The sequence below is a fragment of the Helicobacter pylori SA213A genome, from assembly GCF_000476275.1.
Lineage (GTDB): Bacteria > Campylobacterota > Campylobacteria > Campylobacterales > Helicobacteraceae > Helicobacter > Helicobacter pylori_CL.
Genome location: NZ_CBOM010000025.1, coordinates 1 through 16828, shown reverse-complemented (window position 1 = coordinate 16828; position 16828 = coordinate 1). Strand labels below are relative to the sequence as shown.

Genomic DNA, 16828 nt, shown 5'->3' with positions numbered 1-16828 from the left:
AGGTTCATCAAGGGTAATGGGTTGTGTCCCGTTATCCTTTGAGGTGCTAGGTTGTGGCCTGGCATCTCTAAAATCTGTAAAATTCCTATCGCTATAAAAATCAAAAATCTTATTTCCATTGTTTAAATCATCTACTATTAACCTAAGCTTAATGCCGTTATTCTCCCACTCGTAAGCGTATCTAAACCCGTTTTTAAGCCTTTCAAAACTCTCTAATAACACGCTTCCGTTTTTAATCACTTCGCTCATGTTGATTAGCTCGTCGTTCGTTAGTCCGCCTGTGCTTTCTTCTCCGTTCTGTTTAACTAAAATCTTTTTAGCTCCCGCATGCCTTGTGCCTTGATCTAAAATGTAAAGGTCGTTTAAATCTATGCCTTTAATCTCTGTTTGATCTAATTCTCCCTTAAACACCTTTAAAACCTGTTGCTGTTCTTTAGTAAGCTTGCTTTCATCAATCTTTTGCAATTCTTGCAAGGCTTTTTCGTATTTAGTGGCTTTAGATTTGATCTCTTCGCTCGCTTGCTTGATGCCGTTATTAAGCTCTTGAATGATTTTAAGCGTGTTGTTGCTAAAGTGTGATTTTTGCGCGCTTAATTCTCTTACTAGGTTTTTAGCGAGCGGATACTAAAAAACTTTTTTTAAGAGCGCAGTTGTTGTAAGGCTTCTTTAATCGCTTCTTCTATGCTGAGATTAGGTTTGAGTTTCTTTAAAATGGGATTGATTTTAGCGCTTTTAAAGCCCAAACTCTCTAAAGCTAAAAAGACTTCATTATGCACAGGCTTGGTTTCATCTTGAATGAAAAAGCCAATCAAATCCACCATGATCTTATCAGCGAGCTTTTTGCCAATGCCTGGAACTTGCTGGAGTTTTTTGACTTCTTTAGTGGCGATAATGTTTTCAAATTCATTCGGCGAAAAGCTTGAAAGAATGGCTAATGCGATACGCCCCCCTACCCCATTGATTTTCAAAAGCCTTTCAAAAAGGATTTTCTCGCTCTCTTCTAAAAACCCATATAAAAGGTTTGCATCTTCTTTAATCACTTGCAAGATTTTCAAACGCGCTTTTTGGCCCGCTTGAAGCAAAGCAGAAGTTCGCATAGAAACTTGCACCCCATAAACAACGCCTTGCACTTCTATATGCACTTCTAAAGCGGAAATTTTTTCCACGACCCCTATTAAACCCACTATCATTTTTATCTCTTTCTTATGATTTAGCTTTTTTAGCGCTTTTTAGGGATTTTTTTGATTTTATAATCTTCATAGATCACATCCACGCTTTCATTATGGCTTAACATGGCGGTTAAATTGCTCACTTTAGGGTAATTGCGATGATAGATCACGATATTTTCTTGCTTGAAAGGGTTTTTAGTCATAATGCTTGCATGCTGGAAGCCGTTTTCTATGCTAATGAGTTTAGCGTAGCATTCGTTATTGATTTTTTGCAATTCTAGCATTTGGGCTTTTAAGATTTTCAAACGCTTCAAAGCGAACATAAACTCACTATAAGCGTCTTTCACGCTTTCTTGTTGCATTAAAGAGCGTTTGATTTCTTCGGTAGCGTTTTTAAGCTTTTCCATGATCGTTTGGTTGTTTTTGACCAGGTGGTTTAAAGACTGGTGCTGAGCGATGATTTTTTTAGATTTTAACCCTAATGCATTGAGCTTTTGTTTAGCGATCTTTAATTCTTCTTGGTTTTCTCGCCCCCCAAAGGCGTAAAAAATAAAGCGGTTGCCATTACCATCCACTTCATCAATCAGGCATTGCTTGGAAAAATACAGCTTGTTATCGCTTTTAAGCTTTTCTAAAGCGATTTCTTTCGCATAAACCACGCTCCCTGCACTCGCTTCTACTTTAACGCTATTGGCATACACTTTAGCGCGCTCTAAATACTTGCACTCCAACTCTTTAGCATAACACACGCCTTTATGGTTAGTGATGCACGCTTTATTGGCATACACATAGCTTTCAGGATGGATTTGCCCCTCTATATTGATTTCTTTAGCCACTAAGATCACATTCTTACCCACATTGCCCTTAATGTTAATCGCGCTCGCTTCTAAAATAAGGTTAGAATCAATCGCATCATTCAGCTCGTCTTTAGCTTGAATCTCTAATACTAACCCGCTCTCCACTCCCCCTAAAAGATTGGGCGTTTCAATGGATTTGATCCCGTTTTTAAAGATAAAATCTTGCTTAGAAACCAAACGCCCTTTCTCCATTTTAACCCCTTGTAAGGCTTTGGAGTAATACACTAAAGCGTTATCTTCTTCTCTTTCTTCAAAAGCGTTTTTATCATGTCCTATGGGGGTGGGCGAATTAGCAACTTTAGGCAATTCAACATAAAGGCCTTTAAGGTTACGGCCTTCTCTGCCTTGTTTAGGGTAACTCACCCAAGCGACTTTTTGATTTTCTTTAGCGATATAATAATTTTCTTTAACAAAGGATTCTTCTTGTTCGCTTAAAGGGATTGGATGCGTTGGAAGGTATTCTTCTTCTAATAAAAAATGGGATTTTTCTTCTGTGTTAGGGATAAAGGTTAAAGAAGCGAATAAAATAAAGCGCTTGGTTTGGGTTTTATTTTTATGGTTTCTTAATTCTATTTTTAGGTTTTCATACATTGTTGGAAGGTGGCGAAACACCACGCCCTCAAAGGCTAAACACTCTTTAATATACCCAAACATTTCTTGGTAATGCTCTTCAGTGTCTAGGACAATAAAACACTCGTCTAAAATGATCTCAATCTTGCTCAAATTTTCATCCACTTTCACTTCAAAAAAGCGTTTGTAAGCGTTTAATTTGATCTTAATATCGTGGGTTTGATAGAGGGTGAGCTCCTTTTTTTCGTAATATTCCTCTTCTTCTAATTGTTGCAATTCCCCACTAAAAGCCTCGCTAAACTCATCTTTAGCGCTGTTTTTGATAAAAATAGAAGTTTTTAAAATTTCAAACCACAGATCTTCTGTTTGCAATTTATTTTCAGCGGCCGCTTTTTTCAATTCTTTTTGAATGTCTTTGCACCGCTCAATTTTTATAGGGGCAAAACGCTCCAAGCTCATTTTTTAATCCTTAAATGGTATACTATAAAAAGGTGAAAAATAACATAATGCTAACAAAAAAACACTGAAAATTAGGTAATAACTGCGATTGGTATGCTAAAAAAAATATTTTTAACGAATAGTTTAGGGATTTTATGCTCTAGGATTTTTGGCTTTTTACGGGATTTGATGATGGCTAATATTCTAGGGGCCGGGGTGTTTAGCGATATTTTCTTTGTGGCTTTCAAATTACCCAATCTGTTCAGGCGTATTTTTGCAGAAGGCTCGTTTTCGCAAAGCTTTTTACCGAGCTTTATACGAAGCTCTATTAAAGGGAGTTTTGCAAGTTTAGTGGGGCTTATTTTTTGCGGCGTTTTATTGATATGGTGCTTATTCATAGCGTTAAATCCCTTATGGCTAACTAAACTCCTAGCTTACGGCTTTGATGAAGAAACGCTCAAATTATGCGCCCCGATTGTAGCGATCAATTTTTGGTATCTTTTATTGGTGTTTATCACCACTTTTTTAGGCGCGCTTTTGCAATACAAACACAGCTTTTTTGCCAGCGCTTATAGCGCAAGCTTACTCAATTTGTGCATGATTTTAGCCCTTTTTATTTCTAAAGAAAAACCGCACTTAGAAGCGTTGTATTATTTGAGCTATGGCGTGCTTTTAGGGGGCGTGGCTCAAATTTTATTGCATTTTTATCCTTTAGTGAGATTAGGTTTATTCAATCTGTTATCAAAAGGGTTGTTAAGTTTTAAGACTAAAAACGCGCTCAAAAAAGAATACCGCTTCAATCAAGTTAAAAAGGATTTGAAAGGGTTTTTCAAACAATTTTTCCCCAGCGTTTTAGGCAATTCCAGTGCGCAAATCGCTTCTTTTTTAGACACCACGATCGCTTCTTTTTTAGCGAGCGGGAGCGTGTCTTATTTGTATTACGCTAATAGGGTGTTTCAGCTCCCTTTAGCCTTATTTGCTATCGCTATCTCCACAGCCCTTTTCCCTAGCATTGCAATCGCGCTTAAAAACAACAACCAGGATTTAATCTTGCAACGCTTGCAAAAGGCGTGGTTTTTTTTGGTGGGGGTTTTGCTCTTTTGCAGCATTGGGGGGATCATGTTAAGCAAAGAAATCACAGAGCTTTTATTTGAAAGAGGGCAATTTAGCCCTAAAGACACTCTAATCACTTCGCAAGTCTTTTCGCTCTATCTTTTAGGCTTGCTCCCTTTTGGGCTAACCAAACTCTTTTCTTTATGGCTCTATGCGAAATTAGAACAAAAAAAAGCGGCTAAAATCTCTTTAATTTCGCTTTTTTTAGGTTTGGTGGCTTCTTTAAGTTTGATGCCCTTTTTAGGGGTTTTGGGTTTAGCGTTAGCGAATAGTTTGAGCGGGTTATTTTTATTTGTTTTAACGATTAAAGCGTTTGGCTTTCAAGCATTCTTGGGTATAATTAAGCCTTTAAAATTATGGCTTGTGATTCTTTTTCTCGCTTGCGCAGAAATCTTATTGCTCTTAGCGTTCAAGTCGTTAATAACACATTTATATTTATTTTATTATTTTCAAGGTTTTTAAATGTTGATTTATGATACCAAATTAAAACAAAAAGTCCCTTTTGAGCCTTTAATTGAAAAAAAGGCGAATATTTATGTGTGCGGGCCTACGGTGTATGATGACGCTCATTTAGGGCATGCCAGGAGCGCGATCGCTTTTGATTTATTGAGGCGAACGCTTGAATTGAGCGGCTATGAAGTGGTGTTGGTTAGGAATTTCACCGATATTGATGACAAGATTATCAATAAAGCCTTCAAAGAAAATAAAAGCATTCAAGAATTAAGCAGTATCTATATTGAATCTTACACGAGAGATTTAAACGCTTTGAATGTGAAAAAACCCAGTCTAGAGCCTAAAGCGAGCGAGTATTTAGACGCTATGGTGCGCATGATTGAAACGCTTTTAGAAAAAAATATCGCTTATCAAGTTTCTAATGGGGATATTTATTTAGACACGAGCAAGGATAAAGACTACGGCTCTTTGAGCGTGCATAATAGCAGTATGGAATTTGGCCGCATTGGTTTAGTGCAAGAAAAACGGCTCGAGCAGGATTTTGTGTTGTGGAAAAGCTATAAGGGGGATAATGATGTGGGCTTTGATAGCCCTTTAGGCAAGGGGCGCCCTGGCTGGCATATAGAATGCTCTAGCATGGTTTTTGAAACTTTAGCGCTCGCTAACACCCCCTATCAAATTGACATTCATGCAGGCGGAGTGGATTTATTATTCCCCCACCATGAAAATGAAGCGTGCCAAACCCGTTGCGCTTTTGGCGTGGAAATCGCTAAATACTGGATGCACAATGGCTTTGTGAATATCAATAACGAAAAAATGTCTAAAAGTTTAGGGAATAGTTTTTTTATTAAAGACGCCCTCAAAAACTATGATGGCGAAATTTTGCGCAACTATTTATTAGGGGTGCATTATCGCTCTGTTTTGAATTTCAATGAAGAAGACTTGTTAATGAGTAAAAAACGCTTGGATAAAATCTATCGCCTAAAACAGCGCGTTTTGGGATCTCTTGGAAACATTGATTTAAACTTTAAAAAAGAAATTTTAGAATGCATGCAAGATGATTTGAACATTTCTAAAGCGTTGAGCGTTTTAGAAAGCATGCTTTCTTCTATGAATGAAAAACTGGATCAAAATCCTAAAAACAAGGCTTTGAAAGGCGAAATTTTAGCGAACTTGAAATTCGTAGAAGAATTGCTTGGCATCGGGTTTAAAAACCCTACTGAATATTTCCAATTGGGCGTGAATGAAAGCGAAAAACAAGAAATTGAAAAAAAGATAGAAGAAAGGAAGCGCGCCAAAGAGCAAAAGGATTTCATGAAAGCCGATAGCATCAGAGAAGAGCTTTTAAAGTGCAAAATCGCTTTGATGGACACCCCACAAGGCACTACATGGGAGAAGCTTTTTTAAGTTTCTCAAACCTTACTTATTTACACACTCTAACCAAAACTTTCAATAAGAGAAGCTTTTTAAGCTTTTTAAATTTTACCTATTTACACACTTTAGCCAAAAATTTCAATCATGTTACTTTTTAATCTTGTTAAATTTTGCGTTCATTTATATTAAATTGATAAAAATTAACCATTGGTTGTAGATTTGTATATTTATAACCTTAATTGTAGATGCAACAGAAATCATCTCGTTTAAAGTCATACCATTTGTGCAAAAATCGTTTTATAAAAAGAAAGGAAAAAAATGGAATCGCAAAAAACATACCGCAAAATCAATCGCCCTATTATTTCTCTCGCTTTAGCGGGGGCATTAATGAGCACCGAACTAGGGGCTAATACGCCAAATGATCCCATACACAGCGAGAATCGCGCCTTTTTCACCACCGTGATCATTCCAGCCATTATTGGTGGTATCGCTACCGGCACCGCTGTAGGAACGGTCTCAGGGCTTCTTAGCTGGGGACTCAAACAAGCCGAACAAGCCAATAAAGCCCCAGATACGCCCGATAAAATTTGGCGCATTCAAGCAGGAAGAGGTTTTAATAATTTCCCCAACAAGCAATACGACTTATACAAATCTCTTTTATCTAGTAAGATTGAAGGAGGTTGGGATTGGGGGAATGCTGCTAGGCATTATTGGGTCAAAGGCGGGCAATGGAATAAACTTGAAGTGGATATGAAAGACGCTGTAGGGACTTATAACCTTTCAGGGCTTATAAACTATACCGGTGGGGATTTAGACGTCAATATGCAAAAAGCCACTTTACGCTTAGGCCAATTCAATGGCAATTCTTTCACAAGCTTTAAGGACTCTGCTGATCGCACCACGAGGGTGAATTTTGACGCTAAAAATATCTTGATTGATAATTTTTTAGAAATCAACAATCGTGTGGGTTCTGGGGCCGGGAGGAAGGCTAGCTCTACGGTTTTGACTTTGAAAAGTTCAGAAAAAATCACTAGCCGTGAAAACGCTGAAATCTCTCTTTATGATGGCGCGACGCTTAATCTGGTTTCAAGCTCAAACCAGAGCGTTGATCTATGGGGTAAGGTGTGGATGGGCCGTTTGCAGTATGTGGGAGCGTATTTGGCCCCTTCATACAGCACGATAGACACTTCAAAAGTAACAGGGGAAACGAATTTCCGTCATCTCGTTGTGGGGGATCACAACGGCGCTCAAGCAGGCATTATCGCCAATAAAAAGACTAATATTGGCACGCTGGATTTGTGGTAAAGTGCAGGGTTAAACATTGTTACCCCTCCAGAAGAAGGCTATAAGGGTAAAAATAAGGACACTTCTCAAGGCGGCACTAAAAACGATACGCAAAAAACAGAAACTGAACCCACGCAAGTTATTGATGGGCCTTTTGCTGGTGGTAAAGACACGGTTGTGAATATTTTCCACTTAAACACTAACGCTGATGGCACGATTAAAGCGGGAGGTTTTAAAGCTTCCTTAAGCACGAATGCGGCTAATTTGAATATCGGCGAAGGCGGTGTCAATCTATCCAATTCAACGAGCGGGCGTTCTCTTTTAGTGGAAAATCTAACCGGGAATATCACCGTTGAGGGGACTTTAAGAGTGAATAACCAAGTGGGTGGTTCTGCTTTGGCAGGCTCAAGCGCGAATTTTGAATTTAAGGCTGGCGAAGATACCAACAACGGCACCGCCACTTTTAATAACAATATCCATCTAGGAAAAGCGGTGAATTTAAGAGTGGATGCCCATACCGCTAAGTTTAATGGCAATGTTTATTTGGGAAAATCTACAAATTTAAAAGTGAATGCCAACACCGCTCATTTTAAAGATATTGATGCTAGCAAAAGCGATAATGGGCTAAACACTAGCACTTTGGATCTTAGTGGCGTTACCGATAAGGTCAGTATCAACAAACTCACCACAGCTGCCACTAATGTGAACATTAAAAACTTTGATATTAAGGAATTGGTGGTTACAACCCGTGTTCAGAGTTTTGGTCAATACAGTATTTTTGGCGAAGATATAGGCGATAAATCGCGCATCAGTGTCGTGAGCTTGCAAACGGGATATAGCCCGGCCTATTCTGGAGGTGTTACTTTTAAAAGCGGTAAAAAACTCGTTATAGATGAGCTTTACCATGCCCCTTGGAATTATTTTGACGCCAGGAATGTTACCGATGTTGAAATCACTAAGAGGGTTCTTTTTGGAGCTCCAGGAAACATTCCGGGCAAAACGGGGCTTATGTTTAATAATCTAGCCCTAACCAATAACGCTAGCATGGATTATGGTAAAGATTTGGATTTAACCATTCAAGGGAATTTCACTAACAACCAGTCGCTTATGAATCTTTTTGTCCAAAACGGGCGTGTAGCGACTTTGAATGTAGGCAAGACAGCGACCATGAAGTTTAATAACAATGTGGATAGTGCGACCGGATTTTACCAGCCGCTCATTAAAATTAATGACGCTCAAAACCTCACTAAAAATAAAGAGCATGTTCTAGTGAAAGCGCAAAACATTAATTATGATAATGTTTCCACAAACGCTACCAACCAACAAGAACAATTCAAAGAACGCCTAGCCCTTTATAACAACAACAACCGCATGGATATTTGTGTGGTGCGAAAAAACAATCTCAATGACATTAAAGCATGCGGAATGGCTATCGGCAACCAAAGTATGGTGAATAATCCTGAAAGTTACAAGTATCTTGAAGGTAAGGCATGGAAAAATACAGGCATTAGTAAAACCGCTAACAACACCACAATCGCTGTTAATTTGGGTAACAATTCTGCGCCTACTAGTTCTGAGAGCAATACCACAAACTTACCCACAAACACCACTAGCAATGCGCGTTTCGCTTACGCTCTCGTAAAGGACGCTCCTTTCGCTCACAGAGCTACTCCTAATTTAGTCGCTATCAATAAGCATGATTTTGGCACCATTGAAAGCGTGTTTGAATTAGCTGATCGCTCTAAAGATATTGACACGCTTTATGCCCATTCAGGCGCGCAAGGCAGAAATCTTTTGCAAACCTTATTGATTGATAACCATAATGCGGGTTATGCCAGACAAATGATTGATCACACAAGCACCAATGAAATCACCCAGCAGTTGAATGCGGCCACTGACACTTTAAACAACATAGCCAGTTTAGAGCATAAAACAAGTGGCTTATCAACTTTGAGTTTGAGTAATGCGATGATTTTAAATTCTCGTTTAGTCAATCTCTCCAGAAAACACACCAACAATATTGACTCGTTTGCCCAACGCTTGCAAGCTTTAAAAGATCAAAAATTCGCTTCTTTAGAAAGCGCAGCAGAAGTGGTGTATAAGTTCGCTCCTAAATATGAAAAACCCACCAATGTTTGGGCTAATGCGATTGGGGGAACGAGTTTGAATAGCGGCTCTAACACTTCATTGTATGGCACAAGTGCAGGCGTAGATGCTTACCTTAATGGGGAAGTGGAAGCCATTGTGGGCGGGTTTGGAAGCTATGGTTATAGCTCTTTTAGTAATCAAGCGAACTCTCTTAACTCTGGGGCTAATAACACTAATTTTGGCGTGTATAGCCGTCTTTTTGCTAACCAGCATGAATTTGATTTTGAAGCTCAAGGGGCCGTAGGGAGCGATCAATCAAGCTTGAATTTCAAAAGCACTCTGTTATCAGATTTGAATCAAAGCTATAGTTACTTAGCTTATAGCGCTGCAACAAAAGCGAGCTATGGTTATGACTTTGCGTTTTTTAGAAACGCTTTAGTGTTAAAACCAAGCGTGGGCGTGAGCTACAATCATTTAGGCTCAACCAATTTTAAAAGCAACAGTAATCAAGTGGCTTTAAAAAATGGCGCGAACAGTCAGCATTTATTCAACGCTAACGCTAACATAGAAGCCCGCTATTACTATGGGGACACTTCATACTTCTATTTGAATGCTGGAGTTTTGCAAGAGTTTGCGAATTTTGGATCTAACAATGCGGTGTCTTTGAACACCTTTAAAGTCAATGCCGCTCGCAACCCTTTAAACACGCATGCTAGAGTGATGATGGGTGGGGAATTGCAATTAGCTAAAGAAGTGTTTTTGAATTTGGGCTTTATTTATGGGCATAACTTGATTTCCAATGCGGGCCATTTCGCTTCCAATTTAGGAATGAGGTATAGCTTCTAAGTGCCGCTTTTAAACCCATGCTTTGGCATGGGTTATGGGGGATATTATAGGGTGAGATTAGGGGAAACAATTGGTATAATGGTGGCACAAGCCATGCTAATGCATTTATTGATAAACCAACCCCTAAGAGATTAGCCTTTAACAAACCCCGCTAACGCAAACAAAAAGACTCTAGCTTTTTAAAAATCTTAAACAATATGTATTGTATGAGAAGTTTTTTATTTAACTTGGTGTTTAAAAATTCAAAAAAATCTTTTTTGTTGTGGTTATTGAGTTTAGTAAAAGTTTCAATTGTACCCACTAAATTCTCAAAAGCTAAAGAGCTAAAAGAGGTTTTAAAAGCTGCTTGGTGCCATTCTTTAGAATACGGGTAGCTAAAATGTTTCCAAGGCTTTTCATCAGCATAAAAATGCAACATGCAAGCATCAGATTCTTTAGGTATCATTTTTGTCCCAACCATGCGTGGATGGATATTATACTTGCAAGGCATTTCTAAAATATGCCCTTGACAAACAAGCACAAACAAGTCTTGCTCTGGCAACAAAAGCCCTTCATCTCTTGCTTTAAAAAAATCAATCAGCTTTTCTTCTAAATGACGTTCCCTCCACAATGCCAAATTAACTAGCATAAAACCTGCGTTAAAAGGGTTTTGATATAGAATTTCCACTTCTTGAAAGGTTGGGCTTTTATGATTGAGTTTAACACCCATTCCTCTAGACCAATTAAGACGAGATGAAAACAAATCATTAGCGCTATGAATACCAATCAATGACAAATCTTCTTTAGTTGCCCCAAAATACTCTTTATCCATAGGGATAAAAAAGCTCTCACTAATATCGCCCACAAACAAGGTATCCACATCAAACATGATAATCTTTTCATATTGGGGAAAAATACTCGCTAGCAGCAAACGGCATAAAATCATTTTAGAAAAACGCTTTTTAGCGAAAGAATTGAGTCTTAAGAAAAGTTCGGAAACCAATTTAAAGGGGTAAGCGTCATTATTTGAAATATCACAAAATTCAATACCAGAAAACGCGCTAAAAGGGGCTACAGTTTGCTTTAATTTTTCTACATTTTCAGCGCTCAAACTATCCACTAAACAATGGATTTGATAAAAGAGTTTTACCCCATCTCTTTCTTGCGCACAAGAAGAAAGCATGGAGTATAAACTCACACCCGCAGGGATACAATAATTATTGTCAAAAGCGACTACTATAGGGATAGTTTGAAATGAGGGGGGGTAACAGATGCGCTAATTTTCATATAAACTCCTTGAAAATAAAAATAAACGAGACATTATAATTCAAAATCCCTTTTTTTCAACCCCTACAACGCATACACGACAAGCTTGTTATCATGCCAGATCGCTTCTAAGGGCGTGTCATAAAGCGCGCTTAAATTGTGTGAAGTCATAGCGATTGGCGTGGAAGATTGTAAAAAAAGTTTTTTATCTTTGAGCATGACCACATGCGTGGAGTGCCTGGCAACCAAATTAGGGTCATGGATATTGACTAAAACGCTCAATTCTCGCTTTTTCATCTCATCTTTAATCGCATCAAAAAAAAGGGCTTGGTTTTTTAAATCTAAAGCGCTCGTAGGCTCATCTAGTAACAATAAGGGCGTTCTTTGCAACAAACTCCTGGCTAAAAGCACCATTTGCCTTTGACCGCCGGACAAATCGTTAATGCCTTGATCTTTTAAAGACTCTAAATCCAAGCGCTCTAAAATATTCGTGGCTTCTTTAATGTGCTTGGCTTTAGGGGTAGCGAATAGATTCAAATGCGTCGCTTTCCCCATTAAGACAAAATCCAACACGCTAAAATTAAACGCATAATACTCCACTTGGGGGATATAAGCGATCAGTTTGGCTTTTTCATAAGGCTTTAAGGGTAAAATATCTTTGTTACACGCTTTAATTTCGGTTTCTTCTAAAGGCTTCAAAAGCCCTAAAAGGCATTTCAAAAGCGTGGTTTTACCGGATCCATTAGGTGCTAAAATGCTGGTAATGCTGTTTTTTGGCACGCTAAAACTCAATTTATCCAAAATGAGTTTTTGAGAATATTTAAAGGACAGGTTTTTAACTTCTAAAACCATCACACCCCCCTAGTTCTAAATAAAAGCCACAAGAAAAAAGGCGCTCCTAAAACGCTTGTCGCAATGCCTACCGGTAAATCATAGGGGGTAATGGTTTTAGCCACCACATCCGCTAAAAGCAAGAAAAACGCCCCCATTAACAAAGAGCTTAAAAGCAGTTTTTGCAAATTCGCCCCAAAAAACAACCTCGCCACATGCGGAATGACTAGCCCAATCCAGCCAATCGTGCCGGAAACGCTCACCGCTAAAGCACTTGCAACGCTCACACACACCAAACACAGCGATCGCAACAGCACCGGGTTAATCCCCAAGCTCAAACTTTGCGCATCGCTCAAGCTCAATAAATTAATGCGCCACCTTAACAAAAAGAGCGGGATAAAGCCTAAAGATAGCCCTATGAAAGCGATCAAACAATCCTTATAACTGCTTAAAGACAAGCTCCCTAAAAGCCACACGACAATCGCTTGCGCTTTTTGGGGGATCACAAAGAATTTTATCGCTCCGGCTAAGGCGCTTAAAAACGCGCTCAACACCACCCCTGAAAGCACCAACGAAAGGACGGAATTACCTAAAACCCTATTCATCGCTAAGACAGCAAGGCTGGCTAAAATCGCCCCAAAGAACGCCAAAATCGCAATATTAGACTCCACTACCGCTATCGCCATCGCCACGCCTAGCATCGCCCCGCTAGAAATCCCTAATAAGAAGGGATCAACTAAGGGGTTTCTAAAAATCGTTTGCATCACCACCCCACTCCCGGACAAACTCGCTCCCACCAGAAGCGCTAAGATCACTCGTGGTAGTCGTATTTCTAAAATAATAACACTTAAAGAGCTCAGTTCTTCATTGTGTAAAAAGTGGTTTTTCACGTTCAGGCACACTTCTTGCCATTCTTCCAAACTCAAAGACTCCCCCCCAAACAACAACACCACCACCGCTAAAATCACGCAAGCTAAGGCAATATGATAGGTTTTAAGCATCACGCTTCCTTTTAAGAACAACTAATCTGAACAAAGAATCATACCAACTACTCGGGAGGATTTGATACAACGCTAGTAACAATTGGGTTTTTAAGCCGATCAAATAACGAGCCTTGATTTTTTGACTCATACTAAGAAAAACGATTTTTTGCGCCACTTCTTTAGCGTTTAAGGCTTTTTGATACACGCTCGCATAAAAAGTTTTAGCCGCATTCACTTCCAAAGCATAAACGCTATCTTTTCGCTCATCGTTTTCAAAAGCGGTTTTTTCCCAATTGCTTTTCACCGGGCCTGGCTCAATCAAACACACTTGAACGTTAAAGGGTTTAAGCTCTAAACGCAAGGCATCGCTATAAGCCTCTAAGGCATGCTTACTCGCGCTGTAATGGCCTAAAAAGAGCATGCTCACACGCCCCGCTATGGAAGAAAGGTTAAAAATCTTAGAATGGGGCTTGTTTTTTAATAAGGGCAAACAAAGTTGCACCACTTCACAAAGGGCGAAAAAATTCACGCTAAATTGCTTTTTAACCTCTTCAATGGGCGTGTCTTCCACGCTCCCAAACACCCCATAACCGGCGGAATTGATCAAAACGTCGCAATATTTTTCTTTAGCGCTGATGTTTAAAAACACTTCCTTTAAAGCGTTAGAATCGCTCACATCAATATCAACGCGCTCGCATAACGCATGGTTTAAGGCTACGCACAAAGTCGCATGCCTAGAGAGCGCATAGACTTTATACCCTTGATCTAACAGCATTAACGCGCACTCCAACCCAATCCCAGAACTCGCCCCTGTAATAACCGCCACCTTTTGGCTTTCTTTTTTCTCTCCAACACCCATTCTCTAACGCTAACTCTCTTATTATTTTTCTAATCACTCTAATATTCACTTAATATTACTTAATTTTTACTAATATATAGTTCTTGGAATGTTTTTTACAAAAAACATTTTTAACACCAATTTTAATTAAGGAGAAGCAATGCCTCAAATACAATCATCGCATTCTAGCCATTTTGATTTCACTATAGACACAGCGGATCGCACTAAATTATTGATGAGCTATTTAGTCGTGCCTACAACCGCTAATTTCAACAATGTCATGCATGGGGGGGAATTATTGAATTTGTTGGATAAAGTGGCTTATGTGTGTTCGACTCGTTATTGCGCTAAAGGAACGGTCACTTTAAGCGTGGATGGGGTTACTTTTAAATACCCCATTCCTGTAGGGAATTTGCTCACTTTTTTAGCCAGCATCAATTATGTGGGGAACACCTCGTGCGAGGTGGGGATTAAGGTTTTGAGCGAAGACATTAAAACTCGTGAAATCACGCACACCAATTCATGCTATTTCACGATGGTGGCTGTGGAAAATGGCAAACCCACCCCCATGCCTAAATACGAGCCTAAAACAGAGGTTGAAATCCGCCGCTATGAAGGGGCTTTGAAGCGCAAGGAAATGCGCACACGAGGGTATTTAAAAAGCGGGAAACACGAGGGTGTTTAAAAAGCAAAAAGCGTGTAGGCAGTGTTTTAACCCTAAATTTTATCCCTAAAAAGGGGGGTAGTTGGTGGGCGATTCATTTAAGCGTTATGAGTGGTGTGGGCGGTTCAAAACGACTCGCTATGACTGCCTAAGCCATAAAAAAGCGTTATTTTTCACTCTATAAGTGCCAAGAATTTTAAAAATTTGGCTAAACACTAGGATTTCACAATCTCAGTAAAATCGCTAAAGTCCTCTACCTTAAACGCTCTAATATCCCTAACAGACTTTTTAAACCACTCAATTTGAGAGAGTTTATTGATCGCTTTATAGACTTGTGCTAGAGTGTTTTCTTTAGAATAATTAACATAAACGCTCCCTTGAGTCCATTCAAACCCTAATAGCTCTAATTCTTGCCTTAAATCATCATAGGCTTTATTGTAGGGTTCTTCCGTATTCTTTTTTTAAAATCTCAATCTTTAAATCAAACGCTAAAGCATACATTTTCAAAACCTTTATTATTTTCTCTTTTTAACTCGTTTGTAAGATCATCTAAACTATCAATTTGAGTGAGATTAACCCCATTTAACGCATCTCTCATGGCTTGTTGCGTTTGAATGTTTGGGATCTCATGCCCAAAACAGCAATCTCTTTTATCATCAAAAACTTGGCTGATTTTTTGCAAGAGTTCATTTAATGCGTCTATTTTATCCTTAAAGTTTTGATCCCTTTTTTCCAATTCTTTAGCCATTTTTTCTTTAAAAGAAACTCTATCATTTTGCATCTTTTTGATTTTTCGCTCTAATTGATGGATTAAATTAAAAAGCTGTTTTTCGCTGTATTTTGTGTAGTCTTTTTCTGCGGTGGTGTTAGGCATGCTTATTCCTTTTAAAATATAAGATAAATTCATTATAGCGCAAGCGATAGAGTGGGATTAAAAAGGTTAGAAAAATCAAAACTTAAAGATTGAAAAGCGGATTAAAAAATCAGTGAAAAGAAAAAAGATTAAAAGATTAAAAGTTTTGTGAGTGAAAAATAATCGTTTTAGATTTGATTTTGTTGTAAAAATCATTTTCTTAAGTTTTATTTAAAATATTTAAAACGCATTCTCTTAAAGAATAGGAGGAATTTTGAAACCATTCCCCCCCTTTTAATCTCCAACTTAACCCCCAAAAGAAGCGCTTTTTTAAAAACTATCGTTTAAATTAGCGACAAGTTTTCCACTAACTAATATCAAAAACGCTAAAAAGGATTTTTCATCAAACCACCCCTAAAAGAGAAATTTTTTAAAAAACTATCGCTTAACTAACGCAAGTTTTTTTATTGTTGGTTATAAAAAAACGCCTTTGAGTGTTTTTTATGATTAGCGTTTGAAAATAAAAACATTGTTTTGTAAAAAGTTTAAAAAAATTAGAAAGATAAAAGCTCTATTAGTAAAAAGATTAAAAGATTAAAAGATTAAAAAATCAGTAAAAAGAAAAAGATTAAACCCCCCAACAAGAAAGGGTTTAAAAGAAAGGGTTTAAAAGAAAAAAGAACTTTTATCAAACCCCCAAAAAAGAAAGAGTTTAAAAAAAGAGGGTTTAAAAAAAGAGGGTTTAAAAAAAGAGGGTTTAAAAAAAGAGGGTTTAAAAAAGAAACCCCCAAAAAGGGGGAGTTTAAAAAGAGGGTTAAAAAAGGGAGTTCCACAAAGGGCTAAACATTAATAAGCAAACACGTAATTCAAATACACGCTATAGAGTCTGCGGTATTTAAGCTCAGCGCCCATAAAGGAATAGTAATTGGTGTTGATGGTGGGGATTTTAAGCCCTAGTTCAATCCCATGTTGGGCTGCATGATCGCTGTCTTTTTTCTTAGGTCTAGCGAGGTTCATCCTCACTCCCATGTTGAATAAGAATTGGAAATTCGCCACATTCATTTTAGCGTTATAGACATTATTCACGGTCGCTAAATTCACATACTCCGAATTAAGCCATGAAGTGCCCGCTAACGCAATCCCCCCAAAAAGCCCCACAGAAAGCTTGTTGTTTTTGCCTAAGAAATTGGTGGCTTTGTCGTTGATGAAGTTATAAAGCGCA

11 protein-coding genes and 3 pseudogenes are annotated in these 16828 nt (G+C 38.4%); 4 read left to right on the top strand and 10 right to left on the bottom strand.

All coding sequences use genetic code 11. From position 1 onward, the window contains the following. The 3 genes and pseudogenes from QT74_RS07285 to QT74_RS07275 all read right to left on the bottom strand — a co-directional run. A pseudogene (locus QT74_RS07285) lies at positions 1–615 on the bottom strand (DUF3519 domain-containing protein); the annotation flags it as partial. Between the two features lie 23 nt (positions 616–638). Beyond that, entirely contained in the window at positions 639–1190 is a 552-nt protein-coding gene (gene ruvA, locus QT74_RS07280) for a Holliday junction branch migration protein RuvA (RefSeq protein ID WP_033765770.1), read from the bottom strand. Positions 1191–1219: 29 nt separating this feature from the next. Beyond that, complete coding sequence (locus tag QT74_RS07275) at positions 1220–3055, bottom strand: hypothetical protein (protein WP_033765768.1); 1836 nt, start codon at positions 3053–3055, stop codon at positions 1220–1222. A gap of 93 nt (positions 3056–3148) precedes the next feature. On the opposite strand from QT74_RS07275, the gene murJ reads away from it, so the two are divergent. The 3 genes and pseudogenes from murJ (at position 3149) to QT74_RS07260 (ending at position 10192) form a co-directional block, all read left to right on the top strand. Then, entirely contained in the window at positions 3149–4609 is a 1461-nt protein-coding gene (murJ, locus tag QT74_RS07270) for a murein biosynthesis integral membrane protein MurJ (RefSeq protein WP_033745321.1), read from the top strand. After that, positions 4610–6007, top strand: coding sequence for a cysteine--tRNA ligase (gene cysS, locus QT74_RS07265; RefSeq protein ID WP_033765766.1), 1398 nt, complete (start codon positions 4610–4612; stop codon positions 6005–6007). Between the two features lie 285 nt (positions 6008–6292). Then, a pseudogene (locus QT74_RS07260) lies at positions 6293–10192 on the top strand (vacuolating cyotoxin family protein). A 151-nt stretch (positions 10193–10343) separates the two neighbouring features. Here the strand turns inward: QT74_RS07260 and QT74_RS07255 are convergent. The 4 genes from QT74_RS07255 to QT74_RS07240 all read right to left on the bottom strand — a co-directional run bounded on the left by QT74_RS07255 (position 10344) and on the right by QT74_RS07240 (position 14110). Further along, a complete protein-coding gene (locus QT74_RS07255; protein ID WP_229261620.1) occupies positions 10344–11369 on the bottom strand; it encodes a glycosyltransferase family 8 protein in 1026 nt (341 codons plus the stop codon). Between the two features lie 152 nt (positions 11370–11521). Continuing rightward, a complete protein-coding gene (locus QT74_RS07250) occupies positions 11522–12289 on the bottom strand; it encodes an ABC transporter ATP-binding protein (protein WP_033765762.1) in 768 nt (255 codons plus the stop codon). Further along, the gene (locus QT74_RS07245) at positions 12289–13269 is read right to left on the bottom strand and encodes a FecCD family ABC transporter permease (protein ID WP_000921461.1); all 981 of its coding nucleotides are present in this window, start codon (positions 13267–13269) and stop codon (positions 12289–12291) included. The genes QT74_RS07250 and QT74_RS07245 overlap by 1 nt, the downstream gene beginning before the upstream one ends. Beyond that, positions 13262–14110 (bottom strand): SDR family oxidoreductase, encoded by an 849-nt coding sequence (locus QT74_RS07240; protein ID WP_033765759.1) that lies wholly within the window; start codon positions 14108–14110, stop codon positions 13262–13264. Before QT74_RS07240 ends, QT74_RS07245 begins: the two co-directional genes overlap by 8 nt. Before the next feature lie 139 nt (positions 14111–14249). Here QT74_RS07240 and QT74_RS07235 point away from each other — a divergent pair, with 139 nt between their 5' ends. Next, positions 14250–14774 carry an acyl-CoA thioesterase gene (locus tag QT74_RS07235; protein ID WP_001135623.1) on the top strand — a complete coding sequence of 175 codons (525 nt, stop codon included), beginning with the start codon at positions 14250–14252 and terminating at the stop codon, positions 14772–14774. A gap of 194 nt (positions 14775–14968) precedes the next feature. On the opposite strand, the pseudogene vapD reads toward QT74_RS07235, so the two are convergent. From vapD to QT74_RS07215, 3 genes and pseudogenes are all read right to left on the bottom strand, one after another. Then, a pseudogene (gene vapD, locus QT74_RS07230) lies at positions 14969–15254 on the bottom strand (endoribonuclease VapD). Further along, positions 15235–15627, bottom strand: coding sequence for a type II toxin-antitoxin system HP0895 family antitoxin (locus tag QT74_RS07225; RefSeq protein WP_033761059.1), 393 nt, complete (start codon positions 15625–15627; stop codon positions 15235–15237). The pseudogene vapD and the gene QT74_RS07225 overlap by 20 nt, the downstream one beginning before the upstream one ends. 825 nt (positions 15628–16452) lie before the next feature. Next, positions 16453–16828: outer membrane protein (locus QT74_RS07215; RefSeq protein WP_033764913.1), on the bottom strand; the 376-nt coding region annotated here is incomplete at its 5' end.